20 protein-coding genes are annotated in these 24,380 nt (G+C 72.2%); 4 read left to right on the top strand and 16 right to left on the bottom strand.

Features of this window, described 5'->3' with window-relative positions; all coding sequences use genetic code 11:
- Positions 1-48 precede the first annotated feature (48 nt).
- From ACZ4WV_RS02260 to sodN, 4 genes are all read right to left on the bottom strand, one after another.
- On the bottom strand, positions 49-1,041 hold the full coding sequence (locus ACZ4WV_RS02260; protein ID WP_465741910.1) for an ABC transporter substrate-binding protein: 993 nt from the start codon (positions 1,039-1,041) through the stop codon (positions 49-51).
- Between the two features lie 77 nt (positions 1,042-1,118).
- Positions 1,119-1,916, bottom strand: a complete 798-nt coding sequence (locus ACZ4WV_RS02265; RefSeq protein ID WP_465741912.1) for an ABC transporter ATP-binding protein — start codon at positions 1,914-1,916, stop codon at positions 1,119-1,121.
- Entirely contained in the window at positions 1,916-2,971 is a 1,056-nt protein-coding gene (locus ACZ4WV_RS02270) for a FecCD family ABC transporter permease (protein WP_465741914.1), read from the bottom strand. Before ACZ4WV_RS02270 ends, ACZ4WV_RS02265 begins: the two co-directional genes overlap by 1 nt.
- Positions 2,972-3,361: 390 nt before the next feature.
- Positions 3,362-3,757, bottom strand: a complete 396-nt coding sequence (gene sodN, locus ACZ4WV_RS02275) for a superoxide dismutase, Ni (protein WP_350747625.1) — start codon at positions 3,755-3,757, stop codon at positions 3,362-3,364.
- 177 nt (positions 3,758-3,934) lie between these two features.
- On the opposite strand from sodN, the gene sodX reads away from it, so the two are divergent.
- Positions 3,935-4,393, top strand: a complete 459-nt coding sequence (sodX, locus tag ACZ4WV_RS02280) for a nickel-type superoxide dismutase maturation protease (protein ID WP_465741917.1) — start codon at positions 3,935-3,937, stop codon at positions 4,391-4,393.
- A 24-nt stretch (positions 4,394-4,417) separates the two neighbouring features.
- On the opposite strand, the gene ACZ4WV_RS02285 is transcribed toward sodX, so the two are convergent.
- The 5 genes from ACZ4WV_RS02285 to ACZ4WV_RS02305 all read right to left on the bottom strand — a co-directional run bounded on the left by ACZ4WV_RS02285 (position 4,418) and on the right by ACZ4WV_RS02305 (position 9,255).
- A complete protein-coding gene (locus ACZ4WV_RS02285) occupies positions 4,418-5,008 on the bottom strand; it encodes a CGNR zinc finger domain-containing protein (protein WP_465741919.1) in 591 nt (196 codons plus the stop codon).
- A gap of 114 nt (positions 5,009-5,122) precedes the next feature.
- Positions 5,123-5,920: an amino acid ABC transporter ATP-binding protein gene (locus tag ACZ4WV_RS02290; RefSeq protein WP_465741920.1), complete on the bottom strand. Its 798-nt coding sequence runs from the start codon at positions 5,918-5,920 to the stop codon at positions 5,123-5,125.
- Positions 5,917-6,891 (bottom strand): amino acid ABC transporter permease, encoded by a 975-nt coding sequence (locus tag ACZ4WV_RS02295; protein WP_465741922.1) that lies wholly within the window; start codon positions 6,889-6,891, stop codon positions 5,917-5,919. The genes ACZ4WV_RS02290 and ACZ4WV_RS02295 overlap by 4 nt, the downstream gene beginning before the upstream one ends.
- Positions 6,892-6,927: 36 nt before the next feature.
- Entirely contained in the window at positions 6,928-7,866 is a 939-nt protein-coding gene (locus ACZ4WV_RS02300) for an ABC transporter substrate-binding protein (protein WP_465741924.1), read from the bottom strand.
- A gap of 462 nt (positions 7,867-8,328) precedes the next feature.
- Entirely contained in the window at positions 8,329-9,255 is a 927-nt protein-coding gene (locus ACZ4WV_RS02305; RefSeq protein ID WP_465741926.1) for an ABC transporter substrate-binding protein, read from the bottom strand.
- Between the two features lie 582 nt (positions 9,256-9,837).
- On the opposite strand from ACZ4WV_RS02305, the gene ACZ4WV_RS02310 reads away from it, so the two are divergent.
- Positions 9,838-11,034, top strand: a complete 1,197-nt coding sequence (locus ACZ4WV_RS02310) for an NAD(P)-dependent malic enzyme (RefSeq protein WP_465741928.1) — start codon at positions 9,838-9,840, stop codon at positions 11,032-11,034.
- Between the two features lie 101 nt (positions 11,035-11,135).
- Positions 11,136-12,098, top strand: coding sequence for a zinc-binding dehydrogenase (locus ACZ4WV_RS02315; RefSeq protein ID WP_465741930.1), 963 nt, complete (start codon positions 11,136-11,138; stop codon positions 12,096-12,098).
- A 102-nt stretch (positions 12,099-12,200) separates the two neighbouring features.
- On the opposite strand, the gene ACZ4WV_RS02320 is transcribed toward ACZ4WV_RS02315, so the two are convergent.
- The 7 genes from ACZ4WV_RS02320 to ACZ4WV_RS02350 form a co-directional block, all read right to left on the bottom strand.
- Positions 12,201-13,247: a PadR family transcriptional regulator gene (locus tag ACZ4WV_RS02320; protein ID WP_465741932.1), complete on the bottom strand. Its 1,047-nt coding sequence runs from the start codon at positions 13,245-13,247 to the stop codon at positions 12,201-12,203.
- A gap of 1 nt (position 13,248) precedes the next feature.
- Positions 13,249-14,172: a DUF4097 family beta strand repeat-containing protein gene (locus tag ACZ4WV_RS02325; RefSeq protein WP_465741934.1), complete on the bottom strand. Its 924-nt coding sequence runs from the start codon at positions 14,170-14,172 to the stop codon at positions 13,249-13,251.
- Positions 14,173-14,421: 249 nt separating this feature from the next.
- Positions 14,422-14,607, bottom strand: coding sequence for a DUF6104 family protein (locus ACZ4WV_RS02330; RefSeq protein WP_465741936.1), 186 nt, complete (start codon positions 14,605-14,607; stop codon positions 14,422-14,424).
- Between the two features lie 50 nt (positions 14,608-14,657).
- Entirely contained in the window at positions 14,658-16,616 is a 1,959-nt protein-coding gene (locus ACZ4WV_RS02335) for a serine/threonine-protein kinase (protein ID WP_465741938.1), read from the bottom strand.
- 345 nt (positions 16,617-16,961) lie between these two features.
- Positions 16,962-20,678 carry a multifunctional oxoglutarate decarboxylase/oxoglutarate dehydrogenase thiamine pyrophosphate-binding subunit/dihydrolipoyllysine-residue succinyltransferase subunit gene (locus tag ACZ4WV_RS02340; protein ID WP_465741940.1) on the bottom strand — a complete coding sequence of 1,239 codons (3,717 nt, stop codon included), beginning with the start codon at positions 20,676-20,678 and terminating at the stop codon, positions 16,962-16,964.
- Between the two features lie 310 nt (positions 20,679-20,988).
- Positions 20,989-22,119, bottom strand: coding sequence for a sensor histidine kinase (locus ACZ4WV_RS02345; protein WP_465741942.1), 1,131 nt, complete (start codon positions 22,117-22,119; stop codon positions 20,989-20,991).
- 83 nt (positions 22,120-22,202) lie between these two features.
- Positions 22,203-22,940, bottom strand: coding sequence for a response regulator transcription factor (locus tag ACZ4WV_RS02350; protein WP_196949490.1), 738 nt, complete (start codon positions 22,938-22,940; stop codon positions 22,203-22,205).
- A gap of 561 nt (positions 22,941-23,501) precedes the next feature.
- Between ACZ4WV_RS02350 and ACZ4WV_RS02355 the strand changes: the two genes are divergently transcribed.
- Positions 23,502-24,293: a rhomboid-like protein gene (locus ACZ4WV_RS02355; RefSeq protein WP_465741945.1), complete on the top strand. Its 792-nt coding sequence runs from the start codon at positions 23,502-23,504 to the stop codon at positions 24,291-24,293.
- Positions 24,294-24,380: the final 87 nt, after the last annotated feature.

Below are 24,380 nucleotides of genomic sequence, written 5' to 3' on the forward strand. Positions count from 1 at the left end.
GCCGGGGAGGCGCCGGTCCGAGGCTGGACAGCGCCGGGCGGAGGCCGGTCAGCGGGCCGGGACGGTGCGCAGGTAGGCGGCCAGGGTGGTGATCGCCGCCGGATTGCGCGGGCTCTCGACCAGGTCCGCGTAGTCCAGGACCACGATCCGGTCGTTCTTGATCGCGGAGACGCCGGCCAGCGGCGGGAAGGACTTGAGGAACGCGCGCTTCTCCTCGGCGCTCGGGGTCGCGTAGTCGTTGATCACGATCACCTCGGGGTCGCGCCGCACCACGCTCTCCCAGCCGGCGGTGACCCAGCTGTCGGCGAGGTCGCCCATGACGTTGGCCCCGCCGGCCTTGTCGATGATCCGGTCGGCGGCGGCGAACTTCCCGGCGGTGTACGGCTTGTCCTGCCCGCTGTCGTACAGGAAGACCGACGGGCGGTGGCCGGTCTGCGGGACGGCGGCGATGCTCGCCCGGAAGTCGGCGACCAGCCGGTCGGCGCGGTCCCTGACGTCGAAGACCTCACCGAGGTTGGCCAGGTCGGTGTAGAGCGCGTCCAGCGGGTCCATCACCCCGCGCTCGGTGCCGTTGCCGCTGCGGCAGGACTCGCTGAGCACGTAGGAGTCGATCCCGAGCGCCTTGAACGCCTGGGGGGTGACGCCGCTGCCCTCGTCGAAGCCGTAGTGCCAGCCGGCGAACACCAGGTCGGCCCCGGCGTCCAGCGCGATCTCCTTGGTGAGCGTCTTCTTGGAGAGCCAACTGGTCTGCTGGTAGCCGTCCTTCCAGGCCACCCGGTCGACCCGGCCCTTGTCGTCCGGCATCACGTAGCCGGCCATCCGGTCGGCGAGGCCGAGGGAGAACATCAGCTCGGCCATGTTGACGTCGTTGGTCACCACCCGGGCGGGCTTGTGCGAGAAGGTGAGCTTCTCCCCGCAGTTGTCGATCGTCACCGGGTAGTGGGGGGAGGCGGTGGCGGCCGGGCCCGGAGCGATCTCGGCGCCGCAGGCGGTGAGCCCGAGGGTGAGCAGGGCGGCAGCGGCAACGGCCTTGGTGCGCACGTCACTTCTTTCGGATCGGAGCGGTCTTCGAGCGGTCTCGGCAGTCTCGAACGGTCTTCGAGCAGGCTTCGGGCAGGTCAGGGCAGGCGGTCGAACAGCAGCTGGAGGGCGCCGGTCCCCGGATGCCGTACGGGGGTGGCCCGGACACCGAACACCTCGGCCAGCAGGTCGGGCCGGAGCACCTCGTGGGGCGGCCCGGAGGCGACGATCCGGCCGGCCCGCAGCACGTACAGCAGATCGCAGTGGCTCGCCGCCAGGTTGAGGTCGTGCAGGGCGGTGAGCACCGTCGGCCCGGCCTCCCTGGCCAGCGCCAGCACCTCCAACTGGTGGGCGATGTCCAGGTGGTTGGTGGGCTCGTCCAGCACCAGCAGCCGTGGCTCCTGGACGAGCGCCCGGGCGATCAGCACCCGCTGCTTCTCTCCCCCGGACAGGCTCAGGAAGCCGCGGTCGGCGAGGTGCCCGGCCCGGACCCTGCCCAGCGCCTCGGCGCAGCGCAGCCGGTCCGCGTCGGTCGGGCCGCCCAGGCCGCGGCGGTGCGGCAGCCGGCCCATGGCGACCACCTCGGCCACCGTGAAGTCGAATTCGGCGGAGTGCTCCTGAGACAGCGCGGCCACCCGCCGGGCCGACTCGCGGGCGGTGAGCGCGTGCAGGTCGTCGCCGCCCAGGCGGACGGCTCCGCCGGCCGGCCGCAGCACCCGGTAGACGCAGCGCAGCAGGGTCGACTTGCCGCTGCCGTTCGGCCCGATCAGGCCAACCAGCTGCCCGGCGGCGGCCTCCAGGCTCACCTCGTGGACGAGCCGGGCCCCGGCCAGCTCCACCGAGACGGCGTCGACGGCCAGCGCCTCGGCGCCCCCGGCCGGTTCGGTGCGCGACATCAGCGGCCTCCCAGGGCCTGGCCGCGACGGCGCATCAGCAGCAGGAAGGCCGGCACCCCGAGCACCGCGGTGAACACGCCGACGGGCAGCTCGGCGGGCGCCAGCAGGGTACGCGAGGCGATGTCCACCCAGACCAGCAGCAGGGCCCCGGCGAGCGGCGCCACCAGCAGCACCCGGCGGTGGCCGGCGCCGACCAGCATCCGGGCCAGGTGCGGCACCAGCAGTCCGACGAAGCCGATCGCCCCGCTGACCGCGACCACCGTCCCGGTGACGGCGGCGGTGACGGCGAACAGCTCCCGGCGCAGCCGGTCCGGGTCCACGCCGAGCGAGGCGGAGGTCTCGTCGCCCATCGCGAGCGCGTCCAACCGGCCGGCGGCGCACAGGAGATGGGCCAGCCCGGCCAGGACGGTGCAGGCCGCGATCGGCACCGAGCCCCAGGTGGCGCCGCCGAGGCTGCCGAGCAGCCACATCATGGCGGCCCGGGCGGCCTCGCCGCGGTCGGCGGCGAAGACCATCAGGGTGGTGGCGGCGGAGAAGCCGTAGGAGAGGGCGGTGCCGGTGAGCACCAGCCGCAGCGGGGTCAGGCCGTACGCGGTGCGCGCCGCGACGTAGACCAGTGCCATGGCGACCAGCGCGGAGGCGAAGGCGGAGGCGGAGATCGCCCACACCCCGAGCGAGGCGAAGGCGCCGAACAGCAGGACGGCGTTGGCGCCGACGGCCGCGCCGGAGGAGATGCCGAGGACGAACGGGTCGGCGAGCGCGTTGCGCACCAGGGCCTGGACGGCGACGCCGGTGGCGGCCAGCCCGGCGCCGACCACCGCGGCCAGGACGGTGCGCGGCAGCCGGATCTCCCAGACGATCGCGTAGCCGGCGGCCTCGGACGCGTCCAGCCGGCCGCCGGTCAGCCCGGCGCCCAGCAGCCGCAGCACCCGCGGGAGTTCGATTCCGGCGGCGCCGAGCGCGACCCCGCAGACCAGGGACAGCAGCAGGGCGACGGCGAGACCCGCGGCGAGCGGGAGGGCGGGTATTCGGCGAACGGGCGAACTGCTGTGCACGTGGGGCCGCGCCTTGCCTCGGGCCGCGGGCGTGCCGGGGCGGGCGCCGGCCGGGGTGTGCCCGGGCGCCCTCCCCTCGCAGTCCACGGCGAGTTGTCGGGAGTTCAGCGACCGGGGGCGATCGGACTGGCGCGGACGGGGGGTGCCCCGGGCCGCGCTCACCGTTGCGGGTCAGCGCCGGATTCGCACCGGACTTCCCCCCTCGGACGCCCTGGCAGCATAACAGGCACTCAGGCTAGGCAGTCCTTACCGGGCGGGGGTCGCCCCCCGCGCCGGCGGGCCCCGGGCGGGATGCGGGCGGGACGCGGGCCGGCTGCGGACCGCCCGTGAACGCACGACCGCCCCCGTCCGACGGGCGGACGGGGGCGGCCGGGTGGCGACGCGTCAGGCTCAGGCCTGCTTGGTCTCCCAGAAGATCTTGTCGACCTCGGCGATCAGGTCCAGCAGGGCCTGGCCGGTGGCCGGGTCGGTGGACGCCTTGGCGGCCGAGGCGGCCTTCAGGGTGTCGTTGATCAGCTTGTGCAGCTGCGGGTACTTCTCGAAGTGCGGGGCCTTGAAGTAGTCGCTCCACAGCACCGAGATGTGGTGCTTGACGGCCTCGGCGCGCTGCTCCTTGATGATGATGGCGCGGGCGCGGAAGTGCGGGTCCTCGTTGGCCTGGTACTTCTCCTGGGTGGCCTTGACCGACTCGGCCTCGATCCGGGCCTGCGCCGGGTCGTACACGCCGCAGGGCAGGTCACAGTGGGCGTGGGCGGTGGCACGCGGTGCAAACAGACGAGAGAACATGGGAGTCCTTCCTTAGATCGTCTTCCCGCGCCCGAGATTACCCTTCCGCCCTCCCGGTTTCGCGATCGGGCGGTGGGCCTAGGGCGAAAGACGGACCCGGAACCGGGGTAATCCGGACACCGAACGGATGACGGTCCGTACGGCAGACTGGTGTCGGGCCGTCCGGGAGGAGGAGTCGTGGCGTGGAGCAGGGAGCCGGAAGACGGCGGTGCGGCCGGGGGTGCGGCCGGCGGTGCGGTGCCGTTCGGGCTGGTCGACGTCTCGGGGCCGTCGATGATCCCGACCCTGCGCGAGGGCGACCAACTGCTGGTCCGCTACGGTGCGCCGATCCGGCCCGGCGCGGTGGTGCTGTTCCGGCACCCCTTCCAGCAGGACCTGCTGGTCGTGAAGCGGGCCGCCGAGCGCCGGCCGAAGGGCTGGTGGCTGCTGTCCGACAACCGGCCGGTGGACAGCGACAGCCGCAGCTACGGCCCGGTCCCGGACGACCTGGTGCTCGGCCGGGTGCTGTTGCGGCTGCGCCCGCGCCCGGCCTGGCTGGCGCCGGGCCGCCGGTTGGAGCGGCTGGTGCTGAGCCCGCCGCTGGCCCGGCTGCCGGGCCTGGCCCGCCGCCTCGGGGTGTGGGTCGAGGACCTCTGAGCCCTCCCGCCCGGCGTCCTGCCGCTACGGCTGCCCGGCGTTGAGCGCCGCCTCGGCCTCCTGGCGTTTGCGGGCCCGGTAGGCGGCCACGTTGGCGCGGGTCGCGCAGCGGTCCGAGCAGTAGCGGCGGGAGCGGTTGGTGGAGGTGTCGAGATAGGCGTTGCGGCAGGGCGCCGCCTGGCAGATGCCGAGCCGGTCGGCGCCCAGCTCGGTCAGGTGCACCGCCAGGCCCATGCAGGCGACGGCGCTGAAGTGCGCGGTGGCGGTCGGTGAGTTGTCGGCGAGGTGCAGGTGCCAGCGCGGCCGGCCGGCGTCGTCCAGGTAGTCGTGCCCGGAGACCAGCGGGCTGACGGGGTACTCCATCAGCAGGCTGTTCAGCAGGTCGACGCCCCGGGCCTCGTCCCCTTCGGCGGCGGCCTCGAACACTCCGCGCAGCCTGGTCCGCACGCCCCGCAGGCGCGGCACGTCGGACTCGTCGGCCAGCGCGGCGGCCCGCGAGGAGTCGGAGAACAGGGCGCGCACCGCGTCCACGGAGGTCAGCGTGTCGGTGCCGCGCTCGGGCTCCTCGGTGTTCACCAGCCGAACGGCGAGATCGGCATACGAGGCGAGCTCCACGGCGGTCCTTCCAGAGATGTCGGTAACGGGCTGACTGCTTCCAGCCTATTACCCGGGTGGGCAAAACGACGGCGCCCGACAGGAAGCCTCCTGCCGGGCGCCGACCGGGCGGGGTCAGAGCACCTTCGAGAGGAAGGCCCGGGTGCGTTCGTGCTGGGGATTGGTGAGCACCTCGCGGGGAGTGCCGGACTCGACCACCACGCCGCCGTCCATGAACACCAGTGCGTCGCCGACCTCGCGGGCGAAGCCCATCTCGTGGGTGACGACGATCATCGTCATGCCCTCCTCGGCCAGGCCGCGCATGACGTCCAGCACCTCGCCGACGAGTTCGGGGTCGAGCGCCGAGGTGGGCTCGTCGAAGAGCATCAGCTTCGGCTTCATGGCCAGTGCGCGGGCGATCGCCACGCGCTGCTGCTGGCCGCCGGAGAGCTGCGAGGGGTAGCTCTTCGCCTTCTCGGCGAGGCCCACCCGCTCCAGCAGGGCCATCCCGCGCTCCCGCGCGGCGGCCTTGGTCTCCTTGCGCACCTGCACCGGCGCCTCGATGACGTTCTCCAGCGCGGTCATGTGCGGGAAGAGGTTGAAGTGCTGGAACACCATGCCGATGTCCCGGCGCTTCTGGGCGACCTCGCGGTCCTTCAGTTCGTGGAGCCGGTCGCCCTTCATCCGGTAGCCGACCAGTTCGCCGTCCACCGAGAGGAGACCGCCGTTGATCTTCTCCAGGTGGTTGATGCACCGCAGGAAGGTCGACTTGCCGGACCCGGAGGGGCCGACCAGGACGAACACCTCGCGCTTCCTGACCTCCAGGTCGATGCCCTTGAGCACCTCCACCAGGCCGAAGGACTTGCGCACGCCGTGCGCCTCGACCATCGGTACGGCTGGGGCGTCCGCCGGGGGCTTGGTCAGGTCGGTCATACGTGGCCACCTCCTTCGAGGCCCGTGACCACGTCGTCCTTGGCCGGCGGGACGGGCTTGCCGGCGAACAGCCGGCGCAGTCGCTGCAGCGGCGTGGGCGGGAGCACCCGGTTGGCGCCGCGCGCGTAGTGGCGCTCGATGTAGTACTGGACGACCGTCAGGATCGAGGTCAGCAGCAGGTACCAGATGCTGACGACGAGCAGCAGCGGGATGGTCTGGAAGGTGCGCGAGTAGATGTTCTGCCCGGCCCGGAGCAGCTCCTCCAGGGAGATCGCCGAGACCAGCGAGGTGGTCTTCAGCATCGAGATGGTCTCGTTGCCCGTCGGGGGGATGATCACCCGCATCGCCTGCGGCAGGATGATCCGCCGCATGGTGTTGAACTGGCTCATGCCGAGCGCGTGCGCGGCCTCGGTCTGGCCGAGCGGCACGGACTGGATGCCGCCGCGGACGATCTCCGCCATGTAGGCGGCCTCGTTGAGGCCGAGACCGAGCAGGGCGGCGACGAACAGCGGGATCGCCTGGTTGGTGGGCTCGGACCAGAAGGCCGGCCCGAACGGGACGCCGATCGAGATGTTGGCCCAGAGCGTGCCCAGGAAGTTCCAGAACAGCAGCTGGACCAGCACCGGGGTGCCGCGGAAGACCCAGATGTAGAACCAGGCGGTGCTGGAGAGCACCGGGTTCGGCGACAGGCGCATGATCGCGAGGACGATGCCGCCCGCCACGCCGATCAGCATGGAGAGGAAGGTCAGCTCTAGGGTGACGCCGAGGCCGTGCAGGATCGTGGAGTCGAAGAGGTACGTGCCGACGACGTCCCACTGGAACTGGGGATTCGTGGTGAGGGCGTGGATCAGCATCGCCGCGAGGAGTGCGACGACTGCTGCTCCGACCCAGCGTCCGGGGTGGCGGACCGGGACGGCCTTGAGGGTTTCGGGCCGTCCCGGGTGCACCGACCCCTGGTCGGAAGAGTTCACTGTGTGGCCTCAGGGGTTGTGTTCAGGACTACGGGATCAGCTGGTGGCGCCGTTGACGACGGACTTGTCGATCGCGCCCGCCTGCACGCCCCACTTCTCCAGGATGCTCTTGTAGGTGCCGTCCGCCATCAGGGACTGGATGGCGCCCTGGACGGCCTGGGAGAGCGGCGAGCCCTTGGCCAGCACCACGCCGTACGGGGCGGTGTCGGTGACGTCGCCGACCTTCTCCAGCTGCCCGTTGGTCTGCTTGATCGCGTAGTCGACGACGGGGGAGTCGGCCAGCATGACCTGGTCGCGGCCGGAGACCAGCGCCTGGGTGACGTCGGTCTGCAGGTCGAACTTGTCGCCGTCGTTGGGGACGGTGGGCTTGCCGGCCTGAGCACAGGCGGGGTTGACGGTGTCCTTGATCTCGGAGGCCTGGGTGGTGCCGGTCTGGACGGCGACCTTCTTGCCGCAGAGGTCCTTGGGGTCGATCTTGTCCGGGTTGCCCTTCTTCACCGCGGCACCCGTACCGGCGCTGAAGTAGGTCACCATGTCGACCGAGGCCTCGCGCTCCTTCGTGTCGGTGAAGGAGCTCATGCTCATCGCGTACTTCTTGCCCGTGATCCCCGGGATGATCGCGTCGAAGGTGGCGTTCTGGATGTCGGCGGTCAGGCCCAGCTTCTTGGCGATGGCGTTGGCCAGGTCGACGTCCATGCCGACGATGGTGCCCTTCTCGTCCTTGAACTCGTTGGGCGCGTAGGAGGCGTCGGTGGCGACCACGATCTTGCCGGCGGCCTTGACGTCGGCCGGCACGGCGGCGGCCAGCGACGGGTCGGCGGTCACGGCGGGGACCGTGGCGCTGGCGTTCACGCCGCCGCCGGTGGCCGAGCCGGACGAGGACTTGCTGCTGCCACAGCCGGTCAGGACCAGGGAGACGGACACGGCAGCCACGCCGGCCGCGAGGAAGCGGGTGCGCTGGGTACGGGCGGTCATGAGGGGGATCTCCTCCTGGGGAGAGAAATCGGGCGGAGTACGCCGCGGAAGCGGCGCACCGGGGGCAGCTGGCCGTACGGGACCGTACGGAGGGCTAGGTCCCTGTACGTCGTCGTACGGGCATTGCCTGGTGGTGCAGTTGCCTGGGCGCAGGTGGCCGCCCAGGGTGGTGCGGGGACTGCTTCCGCCACCCTCCGCCGAGGTGGACGTTGACCGGAACCGCCTCGACCGGTGGTCGGCTCGATCCGAGATGGGGGGAATCCTGCCATCTGATGACGGTCGGGTGGCCCTCATCCAGATCAAAATCGGATAACAAGGGCTCGCACCGTCCGCTATTCGGACGATTCGCTTGTCCCTGTCACCCTGCGTATAAGTATGCAGATCCCTCCGCGCTCCGCCCGGAGGCCCGCCGGGGACCGCCCGCCCCCGGTCGGGACGCCCCCGGTCGGGATGGCCCGTCGCTCAGATGCCCCCGTTGACCACCGCGTTCTGCGCCGCGCCGGCGGCCACGTTCCACTTGCCGAGGATCTTGTCGTACTCGCCGCTGCGGATCAGCTGGTCGACCGCCTTGGCCACGGCGTCCCGCAGGTCGGTGTCCTGCTTGCGCACCGCGATCCCGTAGGGGATGGAGGTGGACTGCGCGCCGGTCACCTCGTAGCGGTTGCCGCCGTCGATGGTCTTCGCCGCGTAGGCGGCCACCGGGAAGTCGTTCAGGCCGGCCGCGGCGGCGCCGGAGGCGACCTCGGCCAGGGCCTTGGCATCGGTGTCCAGCTTGTGCACCGTCAGCTGACGGCCGGTGCGGGCGCAGACGGCCACCTGCCGGGTGCCGATGTCGTCCTGGGTGGTGCCCTGCTGGAAGGCGACGGTCTTGCCGCACAGGTCGTCCAGGGTCTTGATGCCCTTGGGGTTGCCCTTCGGGACGACGATCGAGGTCCCGGCGATGAAGTAGTCCACGAAGTCCACGCCGGGGTTGTCCTGCTTGCCGTTCTCGTCCAGGCCCTCGCGGCGCTGGCGGATGTCGCTGATCGCGGACATCGCCACGTCGAACTGCTTGCCCTGCAGATTCGGTATCAGCTTGTCGAACGGGGTGTCCACGAACTCGATCCGCACGTCCAGGATCCGGCCGAGGGCCGCGGCGAGCTCGGGGTCGAGTCCGGTCGGCTTGCCGTCCGGGCCGCGGAACTCCACCGGCGCGTAGTTGACGTCCATGCCGATGCGCAGCACCCCGGCCGAGCGCTGGGCCTTGGGGAGCTTGGCGCGGATGTCCTTGACCGGGTCGCTCGCGGCGGTCGGCCCGTCACCGCCGCAGCCGGTGAGCAGCAGGGCGCCGGCCGCGGCCAGTGCGGCCGCGACGAAGAACGGACGGCGGACCTGGGGGACGTGAGGCATGAAGGTTGCTCCTGTGGGCGGGACGCGCGGTCGCCTAGGTGTCGCTGTGGTGTCCGCCGAACGGCGGACAAGCGATCCTGTCATCCCGGCCTGCCAGGCCCGGCGGCGGGTGTGTCAGAATTCAAACCGGGTGACCCCCGAACGCTCGAACCAGGCCGACGAGCCCCGACAGGCTCGGGGTGCCCAGGACCGGAAGTCATCACGTGGCTCCGTATCCGGGGTGCCGACTCCCCTCCGGGTCTGCGTTCACTCCTGCGGGTGTGCGTGTGTTCACGCCGTTGCCGTTGTTGGTGTCCGACGCTTCCGACGCCGGGCCCACTCGACGCGACAGCACGGCGATGAACGGCGCGCGACGAGGACGAAAAGGCATAGGTGCGATGCCTTTGTCCGACCTACGCTCGGCCCGGTAGCACTACGCGGACAACACAAGACCCCATAAAACCCTCATCCGAGGGCGCCACCCGACGGGCGCCCCCGACCCCGACCCCGGGTCCGCTTCGGCGTACCCGGTTTCCGGTTTCCGGACGGGTCGCGCACTCCGTCGGCCGCGCACCTCGCCAGAACAATGACGAAGAGGTCATCGTGGCAGCGGAGATCATTCAGAGCAGCACCCAGGACACCGACGATCCGGTCGACGCCGTTTTCGCGCTCCACCGCGGCGGCAAGATGGAGATCCGGGCGACCGTTCCGGTGCGCGACGCGGACGACCTGTCCCTCGCCTACACCCCCGGTGTCGCCCGGGTCTGCACGGCCATCGCCGAGCAGCCGGAGCTGGTCAACGACTACACCTGGAAGTCCAACACCGTCGCGGTGGTCACCGACGGCACCGCGGTGCTGGGCCTCGGTGACATCGGCCCGGAGGCCTCGCTCCCGGTGATGGAGGGCAAGGCGATCCTGTTCAAGCAGTTCGGCGGGGTGGACGCGGTGCCGATCGCGCTGGCCTGCACCGGGGTCGACGAGATCGTCGAGACGGTGGTGCGGCTGGCGCCCTCCTTCGGCGGCGTCAACCTGGAGGACATCTCCGCCCCGCGCTGCTTCGAGATCGAGCGCCGGCTCCAGGAGGCCCTGGACATCCCGGTCTTCCACGACGACCAGCACGGCACCGCGATCGTCACGACCGCTGCCCTGTGGAACGCGGCGAAGGTGACCGGCCGTGAGGTCGGCTCGCTGCGGGCCGTCATCTCCGGCGCCGGCGCGGCGGGCATCGCCATCGCCAAGATGCTGCTGGCGGCGGGCATCGGCGACGTGGCCGTCTGCGACCGCAAGGGCGTGGTGTACGAGGGTCGCGGCGACCTGACGGACGTCAAGGCCGAGATCGCCGCCCTGACCAACCGGACCGGCCTCAAGGGCTCGATGGCCGACGCGCTGGCCGGCGCCGACGTGTTCATCGGCGTCTCCGGCGGCACCGTGCCGGAGGAGGTCGTGGCGACCATGGCCGAGGGCGCGTTCGTCTTCGCGATGGCCAACCCCAACCCGGAGATCCACCCCGAGGTCGCGCACAAGTACGCGGCGGTCGTGGCCACCGGGCGCAGCGACTTCCCGAACCAGATCAACAACGTGCTGGCCTTCCCGGGCATCTTCGCGGGCGCCCTCCAGGTGCGGGCCTCGCGGATCACCGAGGGCATGAAGCTGGCCGCCGCCAAGGCGCTGGCCGGTGTGGTGGCCGACGAGCTGACCCCGCAGAAGGTCATCCCCTCGCCGTTCGACGAGCGGGTCGCCCCGGCGGTCAGCAAGGCGGTGGCCGAGGCCGCCCGCGCCGAGGGCGTCGCGCGGATCTGACGCTCCGGCGGATCGCCGCCAGGACAACGGTCTGGGGCCGGGACACGCGTCACACCTCCGCGTGGTTCCCGGCCCCGGCCGTCCCGGCTATCGTCCGGGGCATGTTTGCTGCCTACGCCGCACGTATCGACGCCGACGACCCGCTGAGCGGGCTGGAGCTGGGCGAACTCCCCGAGCCGCAGGCCCGTCCCGGGTGGAGCGTGGTCACGGTCCGGGCCGCCAGCCTCAACCACCACGACCTGTGGTCGCTGCGCGGGGTCGGCCTGCCGGCCGAGAAGTTGCCGATGATCCTCGGGTGCGACGCCGCAGGGGTCGACCAGGACGGCAACGACGTGGTCATCCACTCGGTGATCGGCCAGACCGGGCACGGGGTGGGCCCGAATGAGCCCCGGTCCATCCTGACCGAGCGCTACCAGGGCACTTTCGCCCAGCAGGTGGCTGTGCCCACCTGGAACCTGCTGCCCAAGCCCGCCGAGCTGAGCTTCGAGGAGGCCGCCTGCCTGCCCACGGCCTGGCTGACGGCCTACCGGATGCTGTTCACCAACGCCGGGGTCAAGCCCGGTGACACCGTCCTGGTGCAGGGCGCCGGCGGCGGGGTGGCGACCGCGCTGATCGTCCTCGGCAAGGCGGCCGGCCTGCGGGTCTGGGTCACCGGACGGGACGAGGCCAAGCGTCGCCGGGCGGTCGAGCTCGGCGCGGACGCGGCCTTCGAGAGCGGCTCCCGGCTGCCCGCCCGGGTGGACGCGGTGATGGAGACGGTCGGCGCCGCGACCTGGTCGCACTCGGTGAAGTCGCTGCGCCCGGGCGGGACCATCGTGATCTCCGGCGCCACCTCCGGCCCCAACCCGAGCGCGACCGAGCTGAACCGGATCTTCTTCCTGGAGCTCAAGGTGGTCGGCTCCACCATGGGCACCAAGGAGGAGCTGGCCGGCCTGCTCTCGCTGTGCGCGACCACCGGCGTCCGTCCGGTGATCGACTCGGTGCTGCCGCTGGCCGAGGCCCGGGATGGCTTCGCCCGGCTGGCCAAGGGCGACGTCTTCGGCAAGATCGTGCTCAACCCCTGACACGACGGCGGCCCGGCGCCCCTCGTTCGGGGGCACCGGGCCGCTGCGCCGTGCGCGCGGTGCGGGCCGTGCAGCCGTGCGGCCGTGCTGCGGGCCGTCGGCTCAGCCGAGCAGCCGCCTCAGCCGCTCGCCGGCCGTGCCGAGCACCGAGCGGGCCTCGGCCAGCCGGTCGGCGCTCACCCCGCCGTCCCGGGCCGCGTCGCGGACCTGGTCGCGGAAGCGGTCGAGCAGCCGCTCCAGCTCCCGGGCCGGGTCCGCGGCGGGGTCGATGCGCGTCCACGGCGGCAGGTCGGCGGGGGCGGTGGGCTCGGCGGGCGCGGTGGGCGCGTCCTTGTCGAGGTCGATCCGGGTCACCGAGACCTGCTCGGCCGGCTCCTCCCCGGGGTGGTGGCCCCAGCGCGCCGCGTCGGCCAGCCCGGCCAGGCCCTTGGTCAGCTCGGCCAGGCCCTCGGCCAGTCCGGTCGGCCAGTCACCCTTCGCGGCGTGCTCGCGCACCTGCTGCTCGACCCGGCGCTTGATCCGCAGCGCCTCCTGCTGGGCCGCGGTGCGGGACGCCTTGGCCTGCTCGCGCAGCCGGCGGGCCTCGTCCTCGGCGGCCTTCGCCTTGGCCTTGGCGGCCCTCTCCTGCTCGCGGGCGCGCTTGGCCTGCTCCTTGGCGTGCCGCTTGAACTGCGCGAACTCCTCCTTGGCCCGCTGCCAGGACTCGTTGTCGCCCCAGGGCCCGGCCCACGGGTCGCCGGCGGCCTCGCCGCGCTCCGGCCGGGGGGCCTGCTTGGCGGCCTGCCACAGCTCCTCGCGCAGGACCTTGGCGCTGTCCCGGACGTCCTCCCGGATCGCCCCGGCGAGCTGCGCCACGGAGTCGTGGATCTCCAGCTCCAGCTCCTCCAACTCGACCCGGCGAGCCTGGAGTTCGGCACGGCCGGCGTCCGTCAGGCGGTAGACCTTGCGGCCGCCCTCGGTGCTGTGGCTGACCAACCCCTCCTGCTCCAGCTTGGCCAGGCGCGGGTAGACCGTACCGGCCGAGGGGGCGTACAGCCCCTGGAAGCGCTCCTCCAGCAGGCGGATCACCTCGTAGCCGTGGCGCGGCGCCTCGTCCAGCAGCTTCAACAGGTACAGCCGGAGACGGCCGTGGCCGAACACGGGGGTCATCTCAGGCCTCCTTGGTGAAGTCGGGCCCGGCGGGCCGGTCGGCGTCGGGGGAGGCCGGGAGCTCCTTGGCCACCGCCGGGTCGTCGTCCTCGTGGTCGGGGCGGCGCAGCACGGTGACCGCGCCGGAGACGGTGGTGACGTTGAGGCTGCCGCGGCCCTCGCCGAGCTGGCCGGAAATCTTCTTGGCGCCCCAGGTGCTGCTCATCTTGAGCTCGTCGAAGGTGCTGGACACCTCGCCGCTGGTGGAGCCGGCCTCGACGGTGGCGTCGGCCAGCGAGGGGATGCGCACCACGACCGCCCCGCTGACGGTGTTGACCTTGACGTCGGTCTCGCCGGCCACGTCGAGGTCCAGGGTGACGGCCCCGGTGACGGTGTTGGCCTGGACCTTGTCGGCGGTGCCGGCGACGACGGTGAGCTGCCCGGAGACGGTGTTGACCTTGAGCCGGCCGCCCACCGCCTGGGCGTCCACGTCGCCGGTGACGGTGCTGGCGTCGATCCGGCCGGTCAGCCCGGCCAGCGTGGTGTCGCCGCTGGCGCTCTGCACCGAGACGTGGCCCTCGACGCCGGTGACGGTGGTGTCGGCCGAGACGGTGCCGACCTTCACCTCGGTGCCGGCCGGGACGGTCACGGTGACCGCGACGGAGCGCTTGCGCTTGAAGGAGTCGAAGAAGCTGCGGACCGAGCCGATCGACTTGATCCACTCGCCGAACTCGCCCCAGCTGTTGATGTCCTTGTAGGTGACCGTCAGGACGCCGTCGACGACGGTCACGTGCAGCGGCTCGCCCGTGAGGTCGGTGACCTCCAGGCGGGCCTGGCCCTCGGCCGCGACCACGTTCACCGAGCCGTCGATGACGCGCACGTGCAGCGCGCGCACCTCATCGGTCACGGTGGTCCTGCCGGGCCCCTCGATCGTCCACTGGCTCATCTCTGCCGCCTCCCGCTCAGCGATCGCGATGTATCGCGTCCTCTTCCAAAGACGATATATCGCGTGCCGGGAAAAGCAAGCGGTTCCGACCCCGAACCCGTCCCCGACCCTTCCCCGAGGGATCCCCGAGGCGTCCCCGGGGCTTCCCGGACCCCGTCCCGGAGCCGGCGACCCGGGGTCTGCCCCGCGGGGTACGCGAAGGGCCCGGGAGGCGGCTGCCTCCCGGGCCCTCGTCCGGCGGTCACCGGGTCACTCGTCGTCCTCGTCCTCGTCGTCGAGCCGGGCCAGCCAGGTGGCCAGCCGCTCGACCGGGATCTCGAAGTCCGGGTTGAGGTCGACGAATTCGCGCAGGCGCTCGGCCAGCCACTCGAAGGTGACCTCCTCGTCGCCGCGCCGGCTCTCCAGCTCCTCGATGCCTCGGTCGGTGAAGTACACGGTTCGCTCCGGTCCGGTGGGAATTGACCCGGCCAGGATAGACCCGCCGGTCAGCCGGCCCGCCAGGTGCTGACGGTCATCGAGGCGGCGCCCGTGGTCGGGTCCGCGGCGGTGATCGCCGCGATCGCGATGTTCCGGCTCGCCCGGTCGCGGATGCAGAGCAGGCGGCCCGGCGCGACCCGGTTGTACGTCAGGTCGGTGTCCGGCCGGGAGTCGATCGCGGCGGCGCACTGCTCGGCCGTGACGGTCGCCTCGGTGATCACGGCGAAGTCCGACTTCTCGTCGCCCGCGCTCTCGAAGGAGTTGGCCTTGCTGCCGGTGCCGGTGTTGGTGACGCCCAGGCCCCACTTGAGGTCGCTGGAGCCGCTGCGCGGCACCACCGTGCCGGCGTTCAGGTCGATCCGGTACGCGTCCGAGGAGAACTCGGCGGCCGGGATCGAGAGTGCCCTCTTGTCCAGCAGCGGGGTGTAGCCGACCGGCCGCGCGGGGGCGGAGACGGTGGCCGGCCCGGACTTCGAGGGGCCGGCCGTCACCGACACGCCGGAGGCGGTGGCACTCGGGCTGGGTGCGGTACCGCCCTGGACGGGCACCGGGGCAGGGGTGCCGGTGCCCTGCTGAACCGAGATGCTGCCACTGCTGTTGTTCTTCTTGTCGCCGTCGTCCAGCTTCTTCACCAGCACCACGCCGCCCGCCGTGCCGCCGACCGCCATCACCAGGGCGACGGTCAGCAGCACCTTCCAGGACACCCCGCCCCGGCGCTCGGGCTCCGGTTCGGGCGCCGGGGCGGCGGCGGTGACCACCGGGCCGGGCGGCGGGGTGTCGAAGGACGGCGCCTCCGGGCGGAGCGGCACGGTCGGCGGGGCGGGCAGCACCGGGGCGGTCGGCGTCTCGGTGGGCAGCTGCGGGGCGCCGTACGCGCCGAGCGGCGGCGGGGCGAAGCCGGGCGGGGGCGTGGCCGGCTGCTGCGGCGGCTGGGCGGCGACGGTGGCCGGGTGGGTCGGCGCACCGACCGGCTGCGGGGGAGCGGCCGGGGCCGGCGGGGTGGCGGGGGCGGCCGGCAGCGGGGTGGGGGGCGTCCTCGGCAGGTCGGAGCGCCGGGTGATCTCGGTGTTGACCTGCCGCGGCAGCCAGTCCTCGCCGAACCGGAGCTGGCCGCCGACCTCCGGGTGGTTGCGGGCGGCCTGGATGATCTCGGCCGGCTTCGGCCGGTCCTCCGGGGACTTCGCCAGGCAGCGCTGGACCAGCTCGCGCAGGTCCGCCGGGACGGCCGTCAGGTCCGGCTGCTCGTGCACCACCCGGTAGAGCACCGCGGTGTCCGGGCCGTCGCCGAACGGCGGGGTGCCGCCGGCCACGTACGCGGCCAGGGCGCCCAGCGCGAAGACGTCGGTGGCCGGGGTGACGGCCCGGCCCTGCGCCTGCTCGGGGGCCATGAAGGCGGGGGAGCCGATCCGGTAGCCGGTGCCGGTCAGCGCGGTCGCGTCGGCGGCCCGGGCGATGCCGAAGTCGATCACCCGGGGGCCGTCCCCGGCGACCAGCACGTTGGCGGGCTTGAGGTCGCGGTGGACCACCTCGACGCTGTGGATCGCCTGGAGCGCCTCGGCGATGCCGCCCATCAGCAGCAGCACGGTGCGCACCGGCAGCGCACCGTGCTCGCGCACCACCTGCTGCAGGGACGGGCCGGGGACGTACGCGGTGACCAGCCAGGGGGCGTCCGAGTCCAGACCGCCGGAGTCGATCACCTGCGCGGTGTACAGCCCGTGGATCCGCTGGGCGTTGCTGACCTCCTGGGCGAACCGGCGGCGGAACTCGCCGTCCTCGGCGAACTCGGGGCGGACCACCTTGAGCGCCACCGGGCGCCCGCCCGGCGTGTAGGACAGGTAGACGCGACCCATGCCGCCGGCGCCCAGCCGGGCGAACAGCCGGTAGCCGCCGACCTCCCGGGGGTCGTCCGGAAGGAGCGGCTGGAAGACCGGAGGGAGCTTGCCGGGGTGCGGCGTGTCGGCGGTCATGTGGTGATCCCCCTGGGAGGTGCGGTGAGGTCGTTCGGCCGGGCCGCCGGCGCGAGGACGGACGGGCGCCGGGGCGGCGATCCGGCGAGGCATAACCTATCGACCCGTCAGGAACCCGTGCAGGCCGGTCGCCGTTTGGTTGCAGAGCTGCGACCTTTGCCGGGGCACGACACGAGGCGCGGGGCACGACACGAGGCGCGGGGCGCTGGACGACGCCCGGGGCACGGCGGAACGTCCGGCCGTACGGCGGAACGTCCGGCCGTACGGCGGAACGCCCGCGGCCCCCGCTCCCTTGTCGGGGAGACGGGGGCCGCGGGCGTATCGGCGGTGCGGGGCCTCAGCGCGTCAGAGCGCGAAGACCTCCTCGATCAGCGCCTGCTGCTCGGCGGCGTGCCGCTTGGCCGAGCCGACCGCCGGGGACGAGGCCGCGGTACGGGCGACGCGGCGCAGGCGGGAGCCGCCGGCGCTGCGGCCGATGGCGACCTGCAGGTGGTCGACCAGGTTCATCGCGATGAACGGCCAGGCACCCTGGTTGGCCGGCTCCTCCTGCGCCCAGATGAACTGGACGTCGTCGCCGTAGCGGCCCAGCTCCTCCTGGAGCTCGGCCACCGGCAGCGGGTAGAGCCGCTCGACCCGGACGATCGCGGTGTCGGTGACGCCGCGCTCGGTGCGGGCGGCCTCCAGGTCGTAGTAGAACTTGCCGGCGGTGATGACCACCTTGCGGACCTGCGCCGGGTCGACGGTGGAGTCGCCGATGACCGGGCGGAACGAGCCGGACAGGAACTCCTCCGTCGCACTCGCCGCGGCCTTCAGACGCAGCATCGACTTCGGGGTGAAGACGACCAGCGGCTTGTGGTGCGGGTTGTGCGCCTGCCAGCGCAGCAGGTGGAAGTAGTTCGACGGCAGGGTCGGCATCGCGACCGTCATGTTGTTCTGGGCGCACAGCTGGAGGAAGCGCTCCGGGCGGGCGGACGAGTGGTCCGGGCCCTGGCCCTCGTAGCCGTGCGGCAGCAGCAGGGTGACGCCGGAATGCTGGCCCCACTTCTGCTCGGCGGAGGCGATGTACTCGTCGACCATGGTCTGCGCGCCGTTGACGAAGTCGCCGAACTGCGCCTCCCACATCACCAGCGCGTTCGGGCGGGTCAGCGAGTAGCCGTACTCGAAGCCCATGGCCGCGTACTCCGACAGCAGGCTGTCGTAGACGGTGTAGCGGGCCTGGTCCTCGGTGAGGTACTGCAGCGGGGTGTAGTCCTCGCCGGTCTTGCGGTCGATCAGGACGGCGTGCCGCTGGCCGAACGTGCCGCGGCGGCTGTCCTGGCCGGCCAGGCGGACCGGGTGGCCCTCCATGAGCAGCGAGCCGATGGCGAGGGTCTCGCCCATCGCCCAGTCGATGGTGTTGTCCTCGACCGAGGCGGCGCGGCGCTGCAGCTGCGGCAGCAGGCGCGGGTGGACGGTCAGCCAGTCCGGCAGGTTGACCTGCGAGGCGGCGATCCGCTTGACCATCTCCTGGGAGATGCCGGTCTGGATGGAGACCGGGAAGTCGGCGACCGGCTTGCCGGCGGTGGCGTCGGCCGGCGCCTGGGCCGCGTCGCGGACCTCGGCGAAGACCTTCTCCAGCTGGCCCTGGAAGTCCTGGAGCGCCTGCTCCGCCTCTTCCATGGTGATGTCGCCGCGACCGATCAGGCCCTCGGTGTACAGCTTGCGCACCGAGCGCTTCTTGTCGATCAGGTCGTACATCAGCGGCTGGGTGAACGACGGGTTGTCGGCCTCGTTGTGACCGCGGCGGCGGTAGCAGATGAGGTCGATCACCACGTCCTTGTGGAACTCCTGGCGGAACTCGAAGGCGAGCCGCGCGATGCGGACCACGGCCTCCGGGTCGTCGCCGTTCACGTGGAAGATCGGGGCCTCGATCATGCGGGCCACGTCGGTGCAGTACATCGAGGAGCGCGAGGACGCCGGGGCGGCGGTGAAGCCGACCTGGTTGTTCACCACGACGTGCACGGTGCCGCCGGTGCGGTAGCCGCGCAGCTGCGACATGTTCAGGGTCTCCGCGACGACGCCCTGGCCGGCGAAGGCCGCGTCACCGTGGATCTGGATCGGCAGCACCGGGAAGGTGGTGCCGCCCTGGTCCAGGATGTCCTGCTTGGCGCGGGCGATGCCCTCGACGACCGGGTCCACGGCCTCCAGGTGGGAGGGGTTCGCGGCGAGCGAGACCTTGATGGTCTCGCCGTCCAGGCCGGTGAAGGTGCCCTCGGCGCCCAGGTGGTACTTGACGTCGCCGGAGCCGTGCATCGACTTCGGGTCGAGGTTGCCCTCGAACTCGCCGAAGATCTTGCCGTACGGCTTGCCGACGATGTTGGCCAGCACGTTCAGGCGGCCGCGGTGGGCCATGCCGATGACGGCCTCGTCGAGGCGGTGCTCGGCGGCGGCGTCGATGGTGGCGTCCAGCAGCGGGATGAGCGACTCGCCGCCCTCCAGCGAGAAGCGCTTCTGCCCGACATACTTGGTCTGCAGGAAGGTCTCGAAGGCCTCGGCGGAGTTGAGGCGGCGGAGGATCCGCAGCTGCTCCTCGCGCTCGGGCTTGGTGTACGGCTTCTCCAGGCGGTCCTGCAGCCACTTGCGCTGCTTCGGGTCCTGGATGTGCATGTACTCGATGCCGACGGTGCGGCAGTAGGTGTTGCGCAGCAGGCCGAGGATGTCGCGGAGCTTCATCATCTTCTGGCCGCCGAAGCCGCCGACCGCGAACTCGCGCTCCAGGTCCCACAGGGTGAGGCCGTGCTGGACGACGTCCAGGTCGGGGTGCTTGCGCTGCTTGTACTCCAGCGGGTCGGTGTCGGCCATCAGGTGGCCGCGCACGCGGTACGCGTGGATCAGCTCCATGACGCGGGCGGTCTTGTTGACCTCGTCGTCGTGGGTGGTGGCGACGTCGGTGGCCCAGCGGACCGGCTCGTACGGGATCCGCAGAGACTCGAAGATCTCGTCGTAGAAGCCGTTCTCGCCGAGCAGCAGGCGGTGGATCTCGCGCAGGAACTCGCCGGACGCCGCGCCCTGGATGACGCGGTGGTCGTAGGTCGAGGTCAGCGTCATGATCTTGGAGACGCCGAGGCGGGCCAGCGTCTCCGGGGCGGAGCCCTGGAACTCGGCCGGGTACTCCATGGCGCCGACGCCGACGATGGTGCCCTGGTTCTGCATCAGGCGCGGCACGGAGTGCACGGTGCCGATGCCGCCGGGGTTGGTCAGCGAGACCGTGACGCCGGTGAAGTCGTCCATGGTCAGCTTGTTGGCGCGGGCCCGGCGGACGATGTCCTCGTAGGCCTGCCAGAAGCCGAAGAAGTCGAGGGTCTCGGCCTTCTTGATGGCCGCGACGACGAGCTGGCGGTCGCCGTTGGGCTTGACCAGGTCGATGGCCAGGCCCAGGTTGACGTGCTCGGGCTTGACCAGGAAGGCCTTGCCGTCCTCCACCTTGTAGCTGTGGTTCATCCCCGGGTGGGCCTTGATGGCCTGGACCAGGGCGTAGCCGATCAGGTGGGTGAAGGAGACCTTGCCACCACGGGCGCGCTGCAGGTGGTTGTTGATGACGATGCGGTTGTCGATCAACAGCTTCGCCGGGACGGCGCGGACCGAGGTCGCGGTCGGCACCTCCAGGGAGGCGTCCATGTTGGTGGCGACGGCCTTCGCCGGGCCGCGCAGCTGGACCAGCTCGGGGCCGGTCGGGGCGGCGGCGGGGGCCGGGGCGGCAGCGGCGGCCTTGGGGGCCGGAGCGGCGGGCGCGGCGGCGAGCGGAGCGGCGGGCGCGGCCTGGGCCGGTGCGGCCGGAGCAGCAGCGGCGGGCGCGGGGGCAGCGGCAGGGGTCGGCGTGGGGCCGGCCTGGGTCGCGGCCTGGGTCACTGGGGTCACCTCGGTACCGGGCTTGTAGTCGGCGAAAAAGTCCCACCAGGCTCGGTCTACCGAGTTCGGGTCCTGGAGGTACTGCTGGTAGATCTCATCGACGAGCCACTCATTGGGGCCGAAGCCAGTGGAGCTTGCCGAGCTGTTGGGGGTTTCAGGGGACTGTGGCGACACGGCGGCAACCGCCCTCTTCCGCTTCCTTTTGGGATGTTTGGACAGCGGGGATTAAGGCTACGCCCCTGACCAGTGATCGCGCAGTCCCCGGGCCCCAGGCGTCGTCCAGATCACAGTGCTGACCTGCGATTTGGCTGAAAAAGTGCGTTAGAAAGCCGTATCTGAGGGGAACCGATCGCGCCCGATCGCGCAACATATGCGGGCAAAACCGGACATAGTCCCGGTTGGATCATCCGACGACCTTCGTATGCGTCTGTGTCGGATCTGTGACAAATGTCCCCGTCCGCCCAGCGACCGCCGGCCCGGCCGCTCAGCGCTGCGCGGGCAGCCGGACCTCGATCCGGCAGCCGCTCGGGGACTCGGCCACCGCGATGCGCCCGCCGTGCAGGTCCACCGCCCAGCGGGCGATGGCCAGGCCCAGGCCGGTGCCGCCGTCGGAGCCCGGTCCGGAGGCGGTGGCGGTGCCGCTGCGGCTGAACCGTTCGAACACCCGGGTGCGGTCGGCCGGCGGGATGCCGGGGCCCTCGTCCTGGACCTCCAGCAGCAGGCCGCCCTCCTCGTCCTCGGGCCGGGCCCGCACCGTCACCGTGCCGCCGGGCGGGGAGTGCTTGCAGGCGTTGTCGACCAGGTTGGCGACCACCTGGTGGAGCCGCTCCGGGTCCGCCACCGCGGTGAGGCCGGCCGGGCTGACCTCCAGGGCCAGCCGGACGTCGCCGCGCCGGGAGAAGGCCCCGCCGGCCGTCGCGCCGTCCACGGTGACGCCGCGCAGCACGCCGTCCAGGAACTCGCGCACCTCGAAGGGGCGGGCGTCCAGGTCGACCACGCCGTCGTCGATCTTGGAGAGGTCGAGCAGGTGGGTGACCAGGCGGCCGAGCCGCTCGGTCTGCTCCAGCGCGGCCCCCAGGGTCGCGGGATTGGGCTGGACGACGCCGTCCACCACGTTCTCCAGCACGGCGCGCAGCGCGGCGATCGGCGTGCGCAGCTCGTGCGAGACGTTGGCGACCAGCTCGCGGCGGTGTCGGTCGGCGGCCTGGAGATCGGCGGCCATGGCGTTGAAGGCGGCCGCCAGCTCGCCGATCTCGTCGCGCGAGTTCACCTCGACCCGGCGGCTGTAGTCGCCGGAGGCCATCGCGCGGGCGGCGTCCGTCATCTCGCGCAGGGGGGCGGTCAGCCCGTGCGCGAGGAACTGCATGAACAGCAGCGAGGCGATCATGGAGAAGATCATGATGATCCGGATCTGCGTCTCGGACCGGATCGCCACGACCACCATCCCGGTGGCCAGGAACACGGAGACGATCACCAGCAGGGCGAGCTTGCCCTTGATCGAGCGGACCGGGTCGAGCGGGCGGATGTCAGCCCAGACCCGGCGGGCGGCGCGGACGGCCAGCGTCTGCGGGCGCGCGGCGTCGGCGTCCCCGTTGCGTTGCTGTGGAAAGGTCATTGGTCCCCTGTGATCCCCGCGTGGTGGCACGGCGGTCCCGGGACACGGGCCCCCCGGTGGCCCGTCGCCCGAAGCTCCCGCCGTTACGAGAGCGGGGCCTCCAGTGCGTACCCGACACCGTGGACGGTGCGGATCCAGCTGGCGCCGATCTTGCGCCGCAGTGCCTTGACGTGGCTGTCGACGGTGCGGGTGCCGGACGCGTCGGTCCAGTCCCACACCTCGGCCAGCAGCTGCTCACGGGTGAGCACCGCGCGCGGCTGGGCGGCCAGGCAGGCGAGCAGGTCGAACTCGGTCGGCGTCAGGTGGACGTCGCCCGAGGCCAGCCGGACCCGGCGCTGCACGTGGTCGATCTCCAGCTCGCCGAAGCGCAGGCTGCCGAGCGCGGGCGTGCGGGCGGCCTGCTGGGCGCGCTCGACGCGGCGCAGCAGCACGTTGACCCGGGCGGCCAGTTCGCGCATCGAGAACGGTTTGGTCATGTAGTCGTCGGCGCCCACGCCGAGGCCGACCAGCAGGTCCGTCTCGTCGTCGCGCGCGGTCAGCATCAGCACCGGCACCGGGCGCTGCGCCTGGATCCTGCGGCACACCTCCAGGCCGTCGAAGCCGGGCAGCATGATGTCCAGGACCACCAGGTCCGGCTGCCAGGTGTGGAATCCGTCGACCGCGCCCGGGCCGTCGTGGGCCACGGCGACCTTGAAGCCCTCCGCGCCCAGCCGGGCCGCGATCGACTCGGCGATCGTGGGCTCGTCCTCCACCACCAGCACTCTGCGCTGGCTGCTCACCGCGCCGCCGGTGTTGTGGTTGTCCTGCTGAATTTCTGTCACGGTCACGCCACCGCCCCCAGGGCTGCGGGCCGGCCACCTGTGGGGATGGCGGGGCTCCGCTCGTAGTCTTGTTCCGTCGTGGACTGTGCCGGGTCCGCCGTCCCGTCGCGCGCCCGGGAGAGTGGAGGACGGGTGGTGTCCCGCCCGCTTCTCCCGCGCACCTCGCAGGGTACGGACAGCGGATGATTTCCGGCAGGTGGACCGGACGTTTCCGGCCCGTGGGCCGACCGTCGGGTCGCCCTCGGACCCACTGCACGAGTGGGCACGGGCCGATACCTTACCCGGCGATTTTTCTCTGCGTAACGGTACGTATGCAGTCGAGTTGACGCCAAGTAGCCGGTCAGGGGCTCTACTGACGCGTTAATCGACAGAAGGTCTGGACCAATGTCGGTAAACGGAATCGTTACCACCGCAACCGTCTTCACGGCCTTTTCCCAGCTGCCTTTCAGAACCTCGACGTACCGTGACCACGACAACGCTCCGCCGGGAGGAATCCGGGCCCCGCGCCGGTAGGTCGGGGCGCGGCGGAACCGGTGGCTGCGGGCGTGGAGCGGAGGCGGCATGGCTGGGCTGCGACGGGGCGCCGACCGGAGCGCGTCCGCGCGGGCGCCGTACGGAATGCTCCGCCACGGGCTGCGCACCGGCGTCCTCGAGTGGCTGGTGGAACGGGTCCCGACGCCCCGGCGTAATCCCTTCACGCTCGGATACCTCGCGGTGGTGGGCGCCACCACGACCTTCGCCGGCCTGGCCGATCCGGAACTCGTCCGGCGACTGCGGGAAGTCTCCAGTTCGGACGGCCACAACCTGCTCCAGCACCCCCTGCGCGCCCTCGTACTGAGCGGATTCTGGATCGCGGGGGACGTGTGGATGCCCTACCTGTGGGGCTTCGCCCTCACCCTCGCGCCGCTGGAGCGCCGGGTCGGACCGGCCCGGGCGGCGGCGGTGTTCGCGATCGGGCACGTCGCCGCGACGCTGCTCTCCCAGGGCGTGGTGATCACCGCGGTGGAGACCGGGCGGATGGCGCCCGGCGCGATGCGCGACCTGGACATCGGGGTCAGCTACGGCGTGCTCGCCTGTCTGGGCGCCGTGGCCGGGCTGCTGCCGCGGCCCGCCCGGCTGCTCGCGCTGGGAGGCGCCGGTCTGATGATCGCCCAGCAGATCGCCGCCGAGAAGGACGTGGTCACCGCCGTGGGGCACCCGGCCGCGCTGCTCGCCGGGGTGGCGCTCTGGCGCTGGCTGCGCGGGGCCGAGCGGCGCCCGCCCCGGTCGCGCCCCCGCTCGGCGACGGCCCCGGCGGCCGGGCCCGCCGCCGCCGCGGTGCCCGGCGGCGCGAGGCCGTCCACCGCGCGCTGACCAGCCGCTCCCGCCTTCGGGGGGTCCTCTCGGGCGCCTCTTGACAAGGCCGTCGGGCGGCTCTCCGGACCTTCTTGACGACGCCTC

Source organism: Kitasatospora sp. NPDC029312, assembly GCF_055569215.1.